This is a genomic window from Martinezella sp. CNPSo 3795 (assembly GCF_057784475.1).
The window spans coordinates 22,562-38,324 of record NZ_JBXSOQ010000001.1 but is presented as its reverse complement, the minus strand read 5'-3'; the positions used below and the strand labels follow the sequence as shown (position 1 = coordinate 38,324).

Annotated in this window: 14 protein-coding genes; 3 read left to right on the top strand and 11 right to left on the bottom strand. The window is 60.7% G+C overall.

Annotated elements, in window-relative coordinates; all coding sequences use genetic code 11:
- Window positions 1-30: 30 nt before the first annotated feature.
- From hpaE to AC13QY_RS00155, 8 genes are read right to left on the bottom strand one after another with little or no spacing between them, the layout of a single operon-like run.
- A complete protein-coding gene (hpaE, locus tag AC13QY_RS00190) occupies window positions 31-1,548 on the bottom strand; it encodes a 5-carboxymethyl-2-hydroxymuconate semialdehyde dehydrogenase (RefSeq protein WP_488492656.1) in 1,518 nt (505 codons plus the stop codon).
- Between the two features lie 41 nt (window positions 1,549-1,589).
- Entirely contained in the window at window positions 1,590-1,976 is a 387-nt protein-coding gene (locus AC13QY_RS00185; protein WP_113329282.1) for a 5-carboxymethyl-2-hydroxymuconate Delta-isomerase, read from the bottom strand.
- A gap of 54 nt (window positions 1,977-2,030) precedes the next feature.
- Complete coding sequence (locus tag AC13QY_RS00180) at window positions 2,031-3,050, bottom strand: homoserine kinase (RefSeq protein WP_113350903.1); 1,020 nt, start codon at window positions 3,048-3,050, stop codon at window positions 2,031-2,033.
- Between the two features lie 6 nt (window positions 3,051-3,056).
- Window positions 3,057-4,340: an aspartate aminotransferase family protein gene (locus AC13QY_RS00175; RefSeq protein ID WP_145634715.1), complete on the bottom strand. Its 1,284-nt coding sequence runs from the start codon at window positions 4,338-4,340 to the stop codon at window positions 3,057-3,059.
- A gap of 2 nt (window positions 4,341-4,342) precedes the next feature.
- Window positions 4,343-5,698: an aspartate aminotransferase family protein gene (locus tag AC13QY_RS00170; protein WP_113350905.1), complete on the bottom strand. Its 1,356-nt coding sequence runs from the start codon at window positions 5,696-5,698 to the stop codon at window positions 4,343-4,345.
- A gap of 17 nt (window positions 5,699-5,715) precedes the next feature.
- A complete protein-coding gene (locus AC13QY_RS00165) occupies window positions 5,716-6,366 on the bottom strand; it encodes an HAD-IA family hydrolase (RefSeq protein WP_113350906.1) in 651 nt (216 codons plus the stop codon).
- On the bottom strand, window positions 6,363-7,616 hold the full coding sequence (locus AC13QY_RS00160) for a Tm-1-like ATP-binding domain-containing protein (RefSeq protein WP_113350907.1): 1,254 nt from the start codon (window positions 7,614-7,616) through the stop codon (window positions 6,363-6,365). The genes AC13QY_RS00165 and AC13QY_RS00160 overlap by 4 nt, the downstream gene beginning before the upstream one ends.
- Window positions 7,616-8,401 (bottom strand): IclR family transcriptional regulator, encoded by a 786-nt coding sequence (locus tag AC13QY_RS00155; protein ID WP_113350908.1) that lies wholly within the window; start codon window positions 8,399-8,401, stop codon window positions 7,616-7,618. Before AC13QY_RS00155 ends, AC13QY_RS00160 begins: the two co-directional genes overlap by 1 nt.
- Before the next feature lie 317 nt (window positions 8,402-8,718).
- Between AC13QY_RS00155 and AC13QY_RS00150 the strand changes: the two genes are divergently transcribed.
- Window positions 8,719-10,173, top strand: coding sequence for an APC family permease (locus AC13QY_RS00150; protein WP_113350909.1), 1,455 nt, complete (start codon window positions 8,719-8,721; stop codon window positions 10,171-10,173).
- 52 nt (window positions 10,174-10,225) lie between these two features.
- Window positions 10,226-11,704: an aldehyde dehydrogenase gene (locus AC13QY_RS00145; RefSeq protein WP_113350910.1), complete on the top strand. Its 1,479-nt coding sequence runs from the start codon at window positions 10,226-10,228 to the stop codon at window positions 11,702-11,704.
- A gap of 87 nt (window positions 11,705-11,791) precedes the next feature.
- Here the strand turns inward: AC13QY_RS00145 and AC13QY_RS00140 are convergent, their stop codons facing one another.
- Window positions 11,792-12,304, bottom strand: a complete 513-nt coding sequence (locus tag AC13QY_RS00140; protein ID WP_015342805.1) for a flavin reductase — start codon at window positions 12,302-12,304, stop codon at window positions 11,792-11,794.
- Window positions 12,305-12,314: 10 nt separating this feature from the next.
- A complete protein-coding gene (locus tag AC13QY_RS00135) occupies window positions 12,315-13,877 on the bottom strand; it encodes a 4-hydroxyphenylacetate 3-hydroxylase N-terminal domain-containing protein (protein ID WP_113329273.1) in 1,563 nt (520 codons plus the stop codon).
- 95 nt (window positions 13,878-13,972) lie between these two features.
- On the opposite strand from AC13QY_RS00135, the gene AC13QY_RS00130 reads away from it, so the two are divergent.
- Window positions 13,973-14,866 carry a helix-turn-helix domain-containing protein gene (locus AC13QY_RS00130; RefSeq protein ID WP_113329272.1) on the top strand — a complete coding sequence of 298 codons (894 nt, stop codon included), beginning with the start codon at window positions 13,973-13,975 and terminating at the stop codon, window positions 14,864-14,866.
- A gap of 38 nt (window positions 14,867-14,904) precedes the next feature.
- On the opposite strand, the gene AC13QY_RS00125 is transcribed toward AC13QY_RS00130, so the two are convergent.
- On the bottom strand, window positions 14,905-15,732 hold the full coding sequence (locus tag AC13QY_RS00125; RefSeq protein WP_113389520.1) for a helix-turn-helix domain-containing protein: 828 nt from the start codon (window positions 15,730-15,732) through the stop codon (window positions 14,905-14,907).
- Between the last annotated feature and the right edge of the window lie 31 nt (window positions 15,733-15,763).

The following is a 15,763-nucleotide window of genomic DNA, read 5'->3' as shown; positions in this document are numbered from 1 at the left end:
CTCTTATGCGTACTTATAGATATTAGCGGCTCAGCCGCCGAGTTTCTGGATGGCGTGCTGCTTGGTGGCGAAGGCGATGTTCTTGGTTTCCATGTAGAAATCGAAGGACCAGTCGCCGCCGTCGCGGCCAATGCCGGAACTCTTGACCCCGCCGAAGGGTGTCGGCAGGTGACGCACATTTTCCGAGTTCACCCAGATCATGCCGGCTTCGAGGTGATCGGTGAAGCGGAAGGATCGGGTGACGTCCGAGGTCCAGAGATAACCGGTCAGGCCGTATTGGACGTCATTAGCCAGCGCCAGCGCATCGGCTTCGTCCTTGAAGGGGATGGCGGTCAGAACCGGCCCGAAGATTTCTTCCTGAGCGATGCGCATCTGGTTGTTGGCGCCAGTGAAGAGCGTGGGCGAGACATAGCAACCGCCGCCAGGGCCGTTGACTTTCTCACCGCCGGCGGCGAGCGTCGCACCTTCCGAACGGCCGATCTGAATATATTCCAGCACCTTCTTTTCATGCACGGGATGGACGAGCGGGCCAACGACCGTTTCCGGATCGAGGGGATGGCCGACCTTGATGCGCTTGGCCTTCTCAGCGACGATCGCGGTGAACTTGTCGTAGACGCTTTCCTCCACCAGCAGGCGCGAGGACGAGGTGCAGCGCTCGCCATTCAAAGAGTAGATCATGAAGACGGCGGCATCGGCGGCGCGCTCCAGATCGGCATCGGCAAAGACGATGACCGGGTTCTTGCCGCCGAGCTCGAAATGCACGCGCTTCAGCGTGTCGGCGCCTTGCTTCATGATCATCGAGCCGGTGCGGCTTTCGCCGACGAAGCCGATCGCCTTGATCAGCGGGTGTTCGGTCAATGCGCGGCCGGCATCCTCGCCGAGACCGTTGACAAGGTTCCATACACCTTTCGGCAGGCCGGCCTCCTCGGCGATCTCCACTAGAAGGCGCGCAGTGAGTGGCGAGAATTCTGCCGGCTTGTGGACGATGGTGCAGCCCGCAGCGAGAGCCGGCGCGATCTTCCAGGTCGACAGCATGAAGGGCGTGTTCCAGGGCGTGATGATGCCGACCGGGCCGATCGGCACGCGCGTTGTCAGGTTCACCTGACCTTCCGCACGCAACGTCTTGCCGTCGCGGGCTTCCGGGGCGCGATCGGCGAAGAAGCGGAAGTTTTCCGCACCGCGTAGAGCGGCCTTCGCCATGAATTTCAGGGATTGTCCGGTATCCATGCACTCGACGAAGGCGATTTCTTCGGCGCGCGCGACGATCGCATCGGCGATCTTATGCAGGAGCTTCTTGCGGGCTTCACCAGGCATCGCGGCCCACTCTGCGAAGGCAGCCTTTGCGGCCTTTGCAGCGCGATCGATATCGGCTGCCTTGCCGCGGGCCACGGTAGCGAGCGGCTTCAGATCCACAGGCGAAATCGTTTCGAAAGTGGAACCGTCATCGGCCGAGACATCCTCGCCATTGATGCGGTTGAGAATGCCGCGATCCTTGAAACGGGCGAGAAAGCCTTCCGCCTTTGCGATGTTTTCCTGCAGTTTGGACATCGTCTATTCCTTTGGTGTTATGTCGTCCCACGAAGGGAATGTCACTTGCCGCGAAGCCGCGGATGAATGGCGTTCTTCTTCCAGCTGAGCTCCGCATCGATCTCGCGGATCTCAAGCGAAAGGGCGAAATGCGGCGTCTCGAAAAGCGGGCCGAGAACGTCGATCGCTGCGGCGAAGATTGCCTCGCCGGTGCGTTTCTTTTCTTCCTGCGTGCGGCCCTTGCCAATGCGGAAGTTCAAGTCGATGAAGGCGTTTTCGGGCAGCTTGTCGGCGATGGCGTAGTGCTCGGCGCGAAAGGCGCGCACGCGCACAGCCCCGACCTCGAAAAGTCCGGTCTCCAGCACCGTCTTCAGCAGTCGCTCGCAGAGCGCACCGATATCGGTGCGACCCTCCAGATTGGCCGAATATTCGATGGCGAGATGTGGCATTGAGTCCTCCCGATCTCTTATTTACTTAACACGTTAATAATTATGCGGAAGATGTCAAGCGGCGATATTGAGCTTTCTCGCCATCTCCATGCTTTCATTGACGTAACGCGACAGGCGCTCGACACTGCCCGGAATTTCCGGACGTCCCGCGAGCCATCCAATATATGTAAGGCTCCTCAGCACCATGAATAGGGGCAGGGCCGCCAGCGCCGCGTCGGAGAGGGATCGCCGGCTGCGATAACCTGCTATCAGCGCTTGCTCGATTGCAGGATAGGCGGGCTCTCTGCGGTTCTTGAGTAGGGTGGTGGCAAGATCGAACAGGCGGAAACCATGTCCCGCATCGTCGAAATCGATGAAGGCGACATCGCCGTCGGCTCCCGTCAGAAAGATGTTTTCCCGCACCAGATCGGCATGGATCAGCCCGTAATCGAAGTCTTGAGCTTCTGCATCTCCAAGGGTGCGGCGTAGTTCGTCGCGTAATGCCGAGAGCGCAGTGGTGCTCTCGGACGAAAGGCCCCGGCAATCCCAGAAGCGACCCCATAACGGCTTTTCGCCGACCAAACCCTCGACGTTCCATGCTGGGCGGCGAAAACGCTCCGGAGGCTCCCAAGCATCGGCAAGCTCGTGCATGGTCGCCATGCTCTGTCCGACGCGAAAGAAGATGTCGGCCTGCATCTCTGCCGAATGCGACAGCGGCACGCCACTTTGGCCAAGCGGCACGCCGTCGATCCAGCTCACCACGTCGGCATGCTGTTCGGCAAAATGCCTGTTGGCTGGCAGTCGGACGAGGCTCTGCTTTCTGCTTGTCGGAACGGGACTCGGCACATCAAGGCCGCCGAGCTTGAGCGCCGCCATGAAGTGCAGTTCCGAGCGCAGGCTCGTCTCGTCATGGTAGCCCGGCCGATGGAGCCGCAGTGCGGCGAACTGACCATCCTCCAGCGTGATGCGGAAGACGGCATTCTCTCGATATTTCATCAGGAGAGGTTCATGGGCCTGCACAGGCCAATGGTCGAGGGCCTCCAGCGCACGTCTCTGCAGGGCATCGCGGATGGCCTGAGGCAATTGATCAGCCATATTGCCTCACAGGCCGGATAGGACATCGTCGAAGATCGACAACATGTAGTCGGCATTGCTCCGGGTAAACGGCATGGGCGGTCGGATCTTCGTGGCGCATTGGTGAATGCCGATCTTGCCCATCAGCACGCCGCGTTCGCGCATGGCGTTGATGATCCGGGTTGCCTCAGCGGTAGCCGGCTCCTTCGTCTGCCTGTCCAGCACAAACTCAGTGCCCATGAAGAGGCCACTGCCGCGCACGTCGCCGATGATCGAGTGCTTCTCGGCCAGCCGCTTGAAGGCATCGCGCGTATATTCGCCAACATTGCGGGCGTTCTCGATAAGGTTCTCATCCTCGATGACATCGAGCACGGCCATGGCCGCCGCGCAGGAGACCGGATTGCCGCCGAAGGTGTTGAAATAGCGGAATGCTTTGCGAAAAGTGTTGATCGTATCGACATTGGCAATGACGCCGCCGACCGGATGGCCGTTGGCCATCGGCTTGCCGAGCGTGACGATATCGGGAACGATGCCAGCGTGCTGGTGACCCCACATATGCGTGCCGGTCCGGCCGAAACCGGGCTGTACCTCGTCGGTAATCACGAGGCCGCCGGCCTTGCGCACGGCGGCAACCGTCTTGTCGAGAAAACCCGGCGGCAGGTCCGGAAAGCCTTCATTGGCGAAGAACGGATCGATGATGATGGCCGAAAAGCCGTGCGGGCTCTCCTGAAGCGAGGTAATTGCTTTCTCCACTTCGGCCGCAAAGGCCGTAGCAAAGGCCTCTCCGCCTTCGCCGCCGAGCGGACGATAGCTGTCCGGCGCCGGCACATGGCGCACATGGCCACCGAAGCCGCCGACCGGCGGCATGCGGGTCGACAGCTGCGACACAGCTGCCGTGTTGCCGTGATAGGTGTGGTTGGTGGCGATAACGCCGGTTTTGCCGGTCATGGCTTGCGCCATGCGCAACGCCACGTCGTTGGCTTCGCTGCCGGTGCAGGTCAGGATCGCCGCGTTGAGGCTCCTGTCGAAGGTTGCCGTCAGCCGCTCGACGTAATCAAGTATGCCTTCGTGCAGGTAGCGGGTATGCGTGTTCAGCGTCGAGGCCTGCCGCGCGATCGCTTCCACCACGCGCGGGTGGCAATGGCCGACATGCGGCACATTGTTGTAGCAATCGAGGTACTTTTTCCCATCGGCATCCCAGAGCCAGACGCCTTCGCCGCGCACCAGATGCACGGGGTCGTCATAAAAGAGCGACATGTTCCGGCCGAGAAGCCGTTCGCGACGCGCGATGAGGGCTGCATTGTCGGACATGATCAGCCCCTTGCCGCGGTGAGACCTGCGTCGAGCGCGGTCAGGATGGTCTGGACATTCTCCGCCGTCACGATGAGCGGCGGCGACATGATGACATTGGCGCCGGAGGTGCGGACCAGAACGCCGGCATCATAGGTCGCGTCCTGCACCTTCTGAATGACGTCCTTAGCTGCGCCACTTTTCTTTGCACGATCGCTGACGAGTTCGAGGGCGCACATCAGGCCCTTGCCGCGCACATCGCCCACCAGTTCGTGCTTGTCCTGCAGCTTTTTCAGGCCGGCGAGCAGTTCTTCGCCACGAGCAGCCGCATTATCGACGACATTGAGTCGCTTGGTTTCCTTCAAGGTGGCAAGGGCTGCGGCGGCACCGACCGGATGGCCGGAATAGGTGTAACCATGGCCGATGCTGCCGACAGCGCCCTTGTTGCCTTCGAAGACCTGCGCCACCTTGTCGGAGATCATCACCGCGCCGAAGGGGAAGTAGCCGTTGGTGATCGCTTTGGCCGTCAACATCATGTCCGGCTGCACGCCCCAGAGACGCGATCCGGTCCAGGCGCCGGTGCGGCCGAAGGCGGTGATCACTTCGTCGGCGATCAGCAGGATGCCGTGCCGATCGCAGATCTCGCGCATCAGCGGCAGGAAGGTCTCGTGCGGAACGATGACGCCGCCGGCGCCGAGCACCGGTTCGACGATCAGGGCCGCAATGGTGTCGGCACCCTGGAAGGCAATTTCATCCTCGAAGAGCCTGCCGATTGCAGCCGCAATCTCCGCACCATCGGTGGTGTTGAAGGGATTGCGGTAGGTGAAGGGTGCCGGCAGGTGGAAGACGCCTGGAAGCAGCGGCTCGTAGTTGCGGCGGAAGTTCTGGTTGCCGTTGACCGAGGCGCCGCCGAAATGCGTGCCGTGATAGCCCTTCTTCAGCGCGACGAACTTGGTGCGCTCGGGCTGACCATTGACCTTGTGGTACTGGCGCGCCAGCCGCAGGCAGGTCTCGACCGAATCCGAGCCGCCTGAGGTAAAGAAGGAACGGCTGAGGCCGTCCGGCTTGAACCATTCGGCAAGCTCGTAGGACAGTTCGATCAGGGGTGAGTTCGTCGTGCCGCGGAAGGTCGAATAATAAGGCAGTTCGTCGAGCTGGTCGCGGATCGCCTTCTTCACCGGCTCGCAGGAGTAGCCGAGATTGACATTCCAGAGGCCCCCGACCGCGTCGAGCACTTTCCTGCCCTGGATATCGACGATCTCGACGCCTTCGCCTGAGTTGATGATGCGCGGCGGATTGGCCTGCATCTCAGCGGGGTGAGCCATCGGATGCCACAGGTGACGGGCGTTGTTTTCGATGATGAAATTGGTCTCACGCATGTCAAATTCCTCTTGGTTCAGAGCCCCAGCATCGCAAGTGCGCGGGCATAGCTTTCGGCAGGGCGGGTCACGTCGAAATGCACGTGAGGCAAGCTCACGGCTTCGGCGCCCTCGATGTTCTTCTTCTGGTCGTCGACGAAGACGCAGGCCTCGCGCGGGAGGTTGAGCTCGGCAAGGACGAGCTCGTAGGCGCGGGGATCGGGTTTCAGGATCTTCGTGTAGGTGGCATCGACGATGACGTCGAAAAGCTCGATCAGCGGAAAGCGCTGACGGAATTCGACGCCATAGAAAAGGTCGAGTTCGTTCGACAGGATTGCCAGCTTGAGGCCGGCCTCCTTGGTGCGCAGGATGGCGTCGCGGGCTTCTGGCCGCAGAACCAGCTCCGGCTCGGCGCCGCGCGCCCGGCGCACGAAGGTCTGCATGTCCGTCCAGTTTTCGCCGACCAGCTTGCCGACTTCCTTCGTGCGCTTCAGCCAATAGTCGCGTTCGGTGATCTCGCGGTTCTGCATTTCGACCCAAAGCGGGTCCGTCGTCGTGTCGAACGGGCCGCGCCACGTCAGCGATCCCTTGGGAAGGCCGAGTGTGCGCTCGGTGATATCATGGGTTTCGAACAGGGTGCGGGTAACGACACCACCGAAGTCGAGGATAAGCGCGCGGTCTTGGCTCATGGCCGCCCCTCCGGAATGACGCCTTCGGCAACCCATCGATCGAAGATGGCAAGGGCAGCGGTCGAGAAGGCCGGGGCGTTGATATGCGCATCGACCTCCTGCAGCGTAACGCTGGGCGGAACGGCTCGGCGCATTTCGTCGAGGAAGGCGTCGAGGCCCTCTGGATCATGCAAGGGTTCATCCGGCTTGTCCCATTCCTGCAAGCCTTCAGTCGGCAGGAGGAAGGCGACCTTCGCTTCAGCGCGCCGCAGTTTTTCTCCGATCACACGGGCGACTGCACGCCGCCCTTCCGGCGATGTCGTTACCGACCCGATCAGCCGGTTATGGGCGTGATACGGGCGATCCACAAAGATCTCTGGCAGGGCTTGCCATGCCTGAAGATCGACCATGTCGATCGCGCCAGGTGCGACGATCTGCGGAATGCCGGCGCGACCGGCGTTTTCGAGACGATCGGGCCCAGAGGTGACGACACTGCTATAATGATGATTGCTGACTTCCTGGATGCAGAAGTCGAAGACGGCGGCAAAGCCACCCTTCGAGGCGATCGCTTCATAGGCCCGTCCGCCCATGCCGGTCGAATGAAACACGGCGACGTCGTAGCCGCGCTTTTCCAGCTCTGGCCGCAGATATTTCATATATTTCAGGCAGGAGGAGCCAAGGGAGGTCATGCCGACGAGGGGACGTTCGCGATCGGGCTTGGTGCCGTGCTTTGCAGCGCCGACCACTGCGCCGCAGGCCTGGGAAAGAACCGACTGGCAGATGCTGTTGAGACCATAGAGACCGCCAGCCCACAGGATCATCATAAGATCGGGCGCGATGCGTTCGGGCGGTATGAGGTGGGAGTAGGCAATGGTCGAAACCACGAATTTCGGCACGCCGAGCGGCAGGACGGCAGCGACATCGAGCGCCAGATCCGTGCCCATAGAGCCACCGAGCACGATAATGCCGTCGATTAGTCCATCGTCATAGAGGCGGAGGGTCAGGGCCGACGCACCCTTCGCCATAGCCGCCATGGCGCTGTTTTCGTCGCCGCTTTCGGTAATGGCTTCGATTGTCGTTGCGGCAGCCTTCGCAATGTCATGTTTGGAATAATCGGGGCTGTAAGGTGGGTCGCCGAGAATGCTCACATCCATCATGACCGGCTGGCCGCCGGCTTGCTTGATGACGGACGCCATGAATTGCAGTTCGTCGCATTTGGTGTCACCGGTTCCGATGACGAGTATCCGCGGTGAGGGAGCCTCCGGGCTCATCAATCCGTCCTCCTGAGTTTCGCAATGGTTCCCGTGGGTCTTTCCGACCCGTAGTATTTTTCTGAGATCGTGCTGGCCGTGGCGGCGGCCTGCGCGCCGAATTCCTGGATGGTAGCCTTCGTGGTGCGAGAGAGCGGGGCGGCGATTGCCACGCAACCGATCGGGCGGCCGCTCGGCGTGCGCACCGGTGCCGCCGTGCTGATGACGCCGACCTCGAGACCTTGGTCAATGACGGAAAAGCCCCGTGCAGCGGTTTCATCGAGCATTTTATGCAGCAATTGGGGGTCGGTGACGGTGTGGTCGGTAAATTTTTCCAGCGGCTTTTTAAGCGCTTCGTCGATTTCCACGGGTGGGCAGAAGGCCAGAAAGGCGAGGCCTGATGCCGTCGCATGAAAGGGAAGGAGGCTTCCGACATCGACGATGATGCGGTGGGCGCGCGGTGAGTCTTCAACATGAATGGTAGAAAGCTGCCCGCCCGAAAATTCGGACAGATGCACGGTCTCGATCGAGGATTCGGCAAGTGTCCTGATGAAGGGGATTGCGACCCGCAGGAAGGGAAAGCGCGCTTCCCGGATACGGGCGAGGCGAACCGGTGCCGAGCCGATGCGGTAGCGGCGCGTCTCTGGATCCTGCTCGACGAAGCCGTGTTTTTCCAGCTCCACGAGAAAGCGTCGTGCCGTCGCCTTGTCCAGCGCGCAGAGGCGGGCGATGTCGGTCAGACCCGCCTCCTTGTCCAGCCGTGACAGAGTATCCAGCAATGCCAGCGCCTTTCCGATCGTGCTCATTATTCCTCCTCTTGGGTTGGTCAGGGTCTGATTCTACGCGTCCAGCCGGGGCTTCCCGTCAAATCAGCCTGTTGACCCTGCGCCGCGGCACGATAGCAGCGACCCAAGATACTTAACATGCGAAATAACTTGACAGAGGCCGGCAATGTTTGCAAGTCTGTATTTGAAGCTGTGGTTCAAATAATGAACCATAAGCGCTGACGGCGGTAAGATCAACAAAACATAGGCCCCGATCGTCAGTCCGGTTTTTGGTGGAGGTCGCACGCGTGCAATCGCGGCGATGATCGGATGTTCTTAAACAAGGGGAACGAACGCAGATGAACACGCAAAATTCGCAAGGTGCGGCTGACAACCAGCTGCGCAAGAACAGTCTCGGCGTCGGTGCCGTGACCTTCCTCGTGGTGTCGGCTGCCGCACCGCTGACGGCGGTGGCCGGCGGCGTGCCGCTTTCGATGATGCTCGGCAACGGGCCAGGCATTCCGCTGACCTTTCTGCTGGTGACGGGTATTCTGCTGCTGTTTGCGGTCGGCTATGTCGCCATGGCGCGTCACATTCGCAATGCCGGCGCCTTCTATGCCTATACGGCCCAGGGCCTTGGCGGCTTGATGGGCGGTGCCGCTGCACTGATCGCGATCCTCGCCTATAATGCCATGCAGGTCGGGGTTCTCGGGCTTTTCGGTGCGGCGACCAAAGGCTTCTTTGCCGAGCAGCTCGGTCTCGATCTTCCCTGGTGGGTCTGGAGCTTCATCGGCATCGCCTTCGTCGCCGTCTTCGGCTACCGCCGTGTGGATCTGTCGGCGAAAGTGCTGACGGTGCTCGTTATTCTCGAATATCTCGTCGTGCTCGTCATCGATGCTGCGATCTTCATCAAGGGTGGCGATACCGGTTTGACGGCCGCGCCGTTCACGCCGACCGCCTTCTGGAGCGGAACGCCGGCCGTGGGTCTCCTATTCTGCTTTGCCGCCTTCATCGGCTTCGAAGCGACCACTATCTACAGCGAAGAAGCTCGCGAACCGGAAAAGACCGTGCCGCGCGCGACCTATATTTCCGTTCTCATCATCGGCCTCTTCTATATGCTGACGTCCTGGCTGATGGTGACCGGCGCTGGTGTCGACAAGCTCGTCCCGACCCTGCAGGGTCTTGCCGATCCCACGACGTTCCTCTTCGGCCTCGCCGAACGCTATGTCGGCCACTGGATCACCGTTGTCATGAGCGTGCTCTTCATCACCAGCCTGTTTGCCGGCATTCTCGCCTTTCACAATGGCGTTGCCCGCTACATGTATGTTGCTGGCCGCGAAGGCTTGCTGCCAAAATCGGTCGGCGTCACGCATCCAGTCTTCCAGAGCCCGCATGTCGGCTCGATCATCCAGACCGTTATTGCCGTGCTCGTCGTCGCGCTCTTTGCGGTGACGGGTCAGGATCCGGTGCTGGCGCTCTTCTCTTGGCTCACCAATGTCGCGACGCTGGCGATCATCCTGCTGATGGCGTTTACAGCCTTCTCGATCGTGGTGTTCTTCAGCTGCAATCCGGGACTTGAGCGCAATGTGCTCGCGATCAAGGTGCTGCCCATCTTGACGGGTCTGATCCTTTTGGCGCTCGTCTATTATATCTCGGCGAATTTCGGCGCGATTGCCGGCGCCAATGGCGTGCTGGCCGTGGTCTTGCCGGGGCTCGTGCTGCTCGCAGGGATCATCGGCTTCATCGCGGCGGCTCGCCTGAAGTCGTCGGATGCGGCCGGCTATGCCCGCCTCGGCGCCGGCCAGGAAGCTTGAGTTCCAATCGCGGTGGCGGAGGACCCCGCCACCCTCTTTGTGAGAGAATGAGATGCAGGACAAGATCGACCAGCTCCGGACATTATCCGTTTCGCCGCAGGCATTGTTCATCGCAGGTGCCTGGCGCCAGCCGATCAGCGGAGCCGCCATGGACGTCATTTCGCCGATCGATGGAACAAAGCTGACCACGATTGCTGACGCCGGCACGGAGGATGTCGATCTCGCGGTCAAGGCCGCGCGGCAGGCGTTCGAAAAGGGCAGCTGGTCGAAGGCGGCACCGGCCGAACGCAAGAAAGTGCTGCTGAAGATTGCCGAACTGATTGAGAAGAACGCGCTCGAGCTCGCCGTCCTCGGCGTGCGCGACAACGGCACTGAAATCTCGATGGCGCTGAAGGCCGAGCCCGGCAGCGCCGCAGGCACGTTCCGTTACTATGCCGAGGCGATCGACAAGGTTTATGGGGAGATCGCGCCGACGGCGGAGAATATTCTCGGTCTGGTCCACCGCGAAGCCATCGGTGTCGTTGCCGCTATCGTACCGTGGAATTTTCCGATGATGATCGGCGCCTGGAAGATCGCACCGGCGCTCGCCGCAGGCAATTCCGTCGTGCTGAAGCCGGCCGAGGGCGCGTCGCTGACGCTGCTCAGGCTCGCCGAAATTTGCGCCGAAGCGGGATTGCCCGAAGGCGTGCTCAACGTCGTGACTGGCCGAGGTGCGGTCTGCGGCGAGGCGCTGGGGCTGCACATGGAGGTCGATGTGCTTGCCTTCACCGGTTCCGGCCCTGTCGGGCGGCGGCTCCTGGAATATTCGGCGCGTTCTAACCTGAAGCGCGTCTATCTGGAGCTTGGCGGCAAGTCGCCGAACATCGTCTTTGCCGATGCGCCCGATCTCGATCATGCGGCCAAGGTTTCCGCCTATGGCATCTTCCGCAATTCCGGCCAGGTCTGTGTCGCCGGCTCCCGGTTGCTTGTGGAGAAGTCGATTCATGAAGCCTTCTCCGAGAAGGTGGCTCGCATCGCCGAAAGCATGAAAGCCGGCGATCCCCTGCAGCTGACGACGGAGGCAGGGGCGATTTCCAGCGAGATCCAGCTGAAGAAGGATCTTGGCTACGTCTCGCAGGCGCTGTCGGAGGGTGCATCGTTGCGCACTGGTGGTTCGCGTATTCTCGAGGAGACGGGCGGTTATTACATGCGGCCGACCGTATTCGACGTGAAGCCGTCGATGACCCTGGCGCGGGAAGAGGTCTTCGGGCCGATCCTGTCGATCATTCCCTTTGAAGGTGAAGCAGAGGCCCTGCGGATCGCCAATGCCACGGAATATGGCCTTGCCTCGGCCGTCTGGACATCGAACCTGTCGCAGGCTCATCGAATGGTCCGGGGCATCCGCGCCGGCGTGGTGCATGTCAATACCTATGGCGGTGCCGATAACAGCGTACCACTTGGTGGCGTCAAACAATCCGGCAATGGCCACGACAAATCGCTGCATGCGCTCGACAAGTATGTCGATCTGAAGACGGCCTGGATTCAGCTCTGACAGATTGTTTTATTACGCAAGAAGGGGTGCCGCGTTATCGCCGGCCCCCTTTTTTGCTCCCACGATCGATAGCTGTTCCTGCGGCACCTAGCCGCCGAAGCTCCCCGTCTGGGTCGGCACATGCACATAGTTGCGGTCGAAATAGAGCAGCGCATGCCCATCCTTGCGGCTGCGGATATCCATCACTTCGCCGATAAAGATATGGTGCGTGCCGACCAAGCGCGCTTCCGTCAGCCGGCAATCGAAGGAGACGATGGCATCGGAAAGCGCCTGGCTGCCAGAGCGGAAGTTGATCCATTCCGCGGCGGCGTAGCGCTCTTCCATGTCGGCGCGTTGGCCGGCGAAATAACCGGCCAGTTCCTTGTGCTCCTGCGTCAGAACATTGACGCAGAAGCGGCGATTATCGAGGAAGAGGCTAGTTTGCGCCGAGCGGCTGTTCATGCAGACCAGCAGCGTCGGCGGTTCGTCGGTGACGCTGCACATGGCGGTGGCGGTAAAGCCGCCGCGGCCGGCGGGGCCGTTGGTGGTGATGACATTCACCGGTGCGCAAACCCTGGCCATGGCGTTGCGAAATTCTGTTTTCGAGAGTTGCTCCTCCATGGCAACGTCCTCACTCGGCGGCGTTGCGGACGGGGGAGGTGTCACCCAAAGGCGGCAACCACGTATCTCCGGTCCAGCCATTCTCGTCGTAATCGCTCATGCACTGATCGACGAGCGCTTCCATTTCCTTCAGCCGGCCGCCGCGCTCGGCACCCTTCAGCACCTGCAGGCGGACTTCCTCCGGCGCGCCGGCATAGTTGAGCTCGTAAAGGGCATGGCGTCCGCCGAACTCGGTGCCGGTGGCGTCCCACAGCAGCTTCATGATCTTGATGCGCTCGATATGACCCATGTCGTTGGAACCGCGTACATATTGCGCGAGGTAGCGGTCGATCTCCGGATTACCGAAATCCTTGGCCGAGGAAGGCAGATAGATCAGCCCGGACGCGATGACTTTGCGGACCGTTTCGATGACGCGGGGATAGGCCTCTGACATGAAGGTGCGGTAGGAGAGGGCCGCTTCCATGTTTGGCAGCACCGCGCCATTCGCCCAGGGCTGCGGATTGTAGGCCATGGCATTAGAGAAGGACCAGAACATGTGGCGAAGTGCGATGACCTCGCCAAGTGCCGCCTGATTGCCGCGGAAGGCATCGCCGCCGGTCGCGCGCAGCGCCTTAGCCAGCAATCCGGCGATGAAATCGAGCTTCACGGCGAAACGCGTGCAGCCCTGGAAGCAATAGCCATGCATGAAGCCCGAAGCGGGGTGGAAGGAGAGGATCTTTGCCGCGTCGCGCAGCACAAGCACATCCTCCCAGGGCACGAAGACATTGTCGAGCACCAGAATGGCGTCGTTCTCATCGAAGCGTGACGACAGCGGATAGTCGAAGGGATGTCCCACAGTATTGGCGGTCTGCTCATAGGAGACGCGGCAGAACATCTTAATGCCAGGCGCATTCATCGGAACGATGAACATGACAGAGAGCGACGGGTCTTCCGTGACCGTCGCCGAACTCTGGGCGAGGAAATTATAGTGGGTCAGTGCGGAGGATGTCGCCACCACCTTGGCACCGGAGACATAGATGCCAGCATCGGTCTCCTTGGTAATGTGGACGAAGACATCCTTGACGGCATCGGCGGGCTTGTGGCGGTCGATCGGCGGATTGACGATCGCATGGTTCATGAAGAGCACGGATTCCTGCGCGCGCTTATGCCAGGAAAGCGCATTGTCCTTGAACGGGCCGTACCAGTCGGCATTAGCGCCGAGTGTATTCATAAGGGCCGCCTTGTAATCTGCGGTGCGGCCCATCCAGCCATAGGACATGCGCGCCCAATCGGCGATGGCGCCCTGCTGTGCCACAAGCTCGGCGGAAGATTTCGCCACTCGGAAGTATTTGTGGGTATAGCCGCCCGATCCCGTATCCGTCGGCGAGGTCAGACGTTCCTTAGTCTTTTCGTCATGCAGCGCGTCGTACATGCGGGCGAGTGAGCGGACGGAGTTGCGCATGGCGGGATGCGCAGTCACATCAGCGATGCGCTCGCCATTGATATAGACTTCGCGGCCATCGCGCAGGCTTTCCAGATATTCGGCGCCGGTAAACGGACGGGTCTTGTCGCTGCGGTGATCTTCAGCTCGCATCTCGTATTCCTCCCTTGAGATCATGATCAATGCTACGTCCGAACCCTCGGCGCGACCATGGACAAAGGGGGCAATTCGCTGGTACTTTTTCCGGCATGTCGCAGAAGAACGAAATCCCGAATTTCTTTGTCTATGGCGTGCCGAGCCGGGCGCTTGACGTCGGATTTCTGCACGTGGAAACGGTCATGGACCGCAAAACGCTGCATTTTGGGCATGTCGCGTCTCATAAACACCCGTTGATGGGGCAGATCACCTATTGGTACAAGGGCGACGGTCGCTACCGGATCGAGGATCGGACTTGGAATTTTTCCGCTCCGACGATCAGCTTCGTGCCGAGTAACATCATTCATGGATTCGATGTCGACGATCAGTCCGATGCCATCGTCGTCTCGATATCGGACGATACTTTAAAGGCTTTGGTACCTCAGGTGGATCTAAGCCTTGACGTGCCGACCTTTCTGACGGCACGGCCGGGCGATCCTTCCTGGCAAAAGATCGACACGCTGCTGCAAATGGTCAGCGCCGAATATCGCGAGCGCGGCGGCCAAAGCGAAAAAGTCATGCTGGGGCTGATCGGCGTCGTGCTGTCGCTGATGAACCGGCTTGGCGGCAGCGCGGCGCTGCCTTCAGCTTCACCGACCGTGACGCTTGCCTTGGCGCTACGCAGCGCCATAGACCGCCATTACAAGAGCGATTGGCCGGTCGGCACCTATGTCGACCTGCTCGCCACGACGCCGCATCTGCTCGATAAGGCGGCGCGCGAGGTGTTCGGGCACAGTGTCAAGGAGATGCTTTTGGACCGGCGGCTGCTGGAAGCCAAGCGTCTGCTGATGTTCACCATCCGCTCCGTCGAGGATATTGGTCGTGAAGTAGGCTTTGAAGATCCCGCCTATTTCTCACGCTTTTTTCGCAAGCGGGTGGGGGAGGCACCGGCGGCCTGGCGGCGCCGGAATTTGGAGCGAGCGCCGTCGGGGAATGATGCGGCTTGACAAGGGCCGTTGCGACGTGTTCGGCCTATCTTGATCGATCAGCTTCTCCGGTAGCGGGCGCGAAAATCGCGCGGCGTGCAGTTTTCGCGCTCATGGAACAGCCGGGAGAAGTAGAACGGATCATCGAATCCGACTTTTGAGGCGATGATCTCGATCTTGTCATCCGTCATCGTCAGCAACTCCTTTGCACGGTCCATGCGCACGCGAAGCTGAAACCCCTTCGGCGGCAACCCGACTTCCGCCGAAATTTTTCGGCGCAGCGTGGCGGGCGACATGCCGCATTCAGCTGCAAAAGCCGCCATGTCGAGAGCTTCTGTTGCTCTTTGGCGAAGAGCCTCGATGATCTCGCCGATATCCGAGCCTTGCCGAGGAGAGGGAGCGATCTGGCTCGCCTGCCGTGCAGCCAGAATGACGATCTGATGAAGAGCGGATGAAGCAGCTGCTCTTGATAGGTTGGTGTCTTCGATAAGGTCGTCGTGGATGGAGCCGAAGAGACGCTGCACATTATCGAGATTACGAAGGGTGGTAAGCGGATTCTGCTCGCTGATGAGGCGCAGTCGCAGGAAGTCGCGCACGAGAGAGCCTTCGAAAAGCGCCCATCGCTCACTCCAGCCTTGCGCATCGGGACCATAAGAGTGCTGGCGGTTCGGGAAGAGCCAAAAGAGCGCCGGGCCTTTCACGCTTCTGCGGCCGCCGGCATCCGTTTCGAGAAAGCCTTGGCCGCTTTCGACGAGCACCACCGCATAGCTCGGCAGCTTCCGTGCTTTAACGGCATGCATGGCATGCTGCCTGCCGCTGCCGGTGACGGCCAGTCCTCCGGTGGAGGCAAGTGGCGAGCGGTAGATGGCATGTGTTGTCGATGTCATGGTGAGCGAAAAGTCCAGTATCACTTTCGTC

Coding starts and splice junctions, on each gene's coding strand:
- hpaE (WP_488492656.1), bottom strand. CDS start 1,548: ATGTCCAAACTGCAGGAAAACATCGCAAAGGCGGAAGGCTTTCTCGCC.
- AC13QY_RS00185 (WP_113329282.1), bottom strand. CDS start 1,976: ATGCCACATCTCGCCATCGAATATTCGGCCAATCTGGAGGGTCGCACC.
- AC13QY_RS00180 (WP_113350903.1), bottom strand. CDS start 3,050: ATGGCTGATCAATTGCCTCAGGCCATCCGCGATGCCCTGCAGAGACGT.
- AC13QY_RS00175 (WP_145634715.1), bottom strand. CDS start 4,340: ATGTCCGACAATGCAGCCCTCATCGCGCGTCGCGAACGGCTTCTCGGC.
- AC13QY_RS00170 (WP_113350905.1), bottom strand. CDS start 5,698: ATGCGTGAGACCAATTTCATCATCGAAAACAACGCCCGTCACCTGTGG.
- AC13QY_RS00165 (WP_113350906.1), bottom strand. CDS start 6,366: ATGAGCCAAGACCGCGCGCTTATCCTCGACTTCGGTGGTGTCGTTACC.
- AC13QY_RS00160 (WP_113350907.1), bottom strand. CDS start 7,616: ATGAGCCCGGAGGCTCCCTCACCGCGGATACTCGTCATCGGAACCGGT.
- AC13QY_RS00155 (WP_113350908.1), bottom strand. CDS start 8,401: ATGAGCACGATCGGAAAGGCGCTGGCATTGCTGGATACTCTGTCACGG.
- AC13QY_RS00150 (WP_113350909.1), top strand. CDS start 8,719: ATGAACACGCAAAATTCGCAAGGTGCGGCTGACAACCAGCTGCGCAAG.
- AC13QY_RS00145 (WP_113350910.1), top strand. CDS start 10,226: ATGCAGGACAAGATCGACCAGCTCCGGACATTATCCGTTTCGCCGCAG.
- AC13QY_RS00140 (WP_015342805.1), bottom strand. CDS start 12,304: ATGGAGGAGCAACTCTCGAAAACAGAATTTCGCAACGCCATGGCCAGG.
- AC13QY_RS00135 (WP_113329273.1), bottom strand. CDS start 13,877: ATGCGAGCTGAAGATCACCGCAGCGACAAGACCCGTCCGTTTACCGGC.
- AC13QY_RS00130 (WP_113329272.1), top strand. CDS start 13,973: ATGTCGCAGAAGAACGAAATCCCGAATTTCTTTGTCTATGGCGTGCCG.
- AC13QY_RS00125 (WP_113389520.1), bottom strand. CDS start 15,732: ATGACATCGACAACACATGCCATCTACCGCTCGCCACTTGCCTCCACC.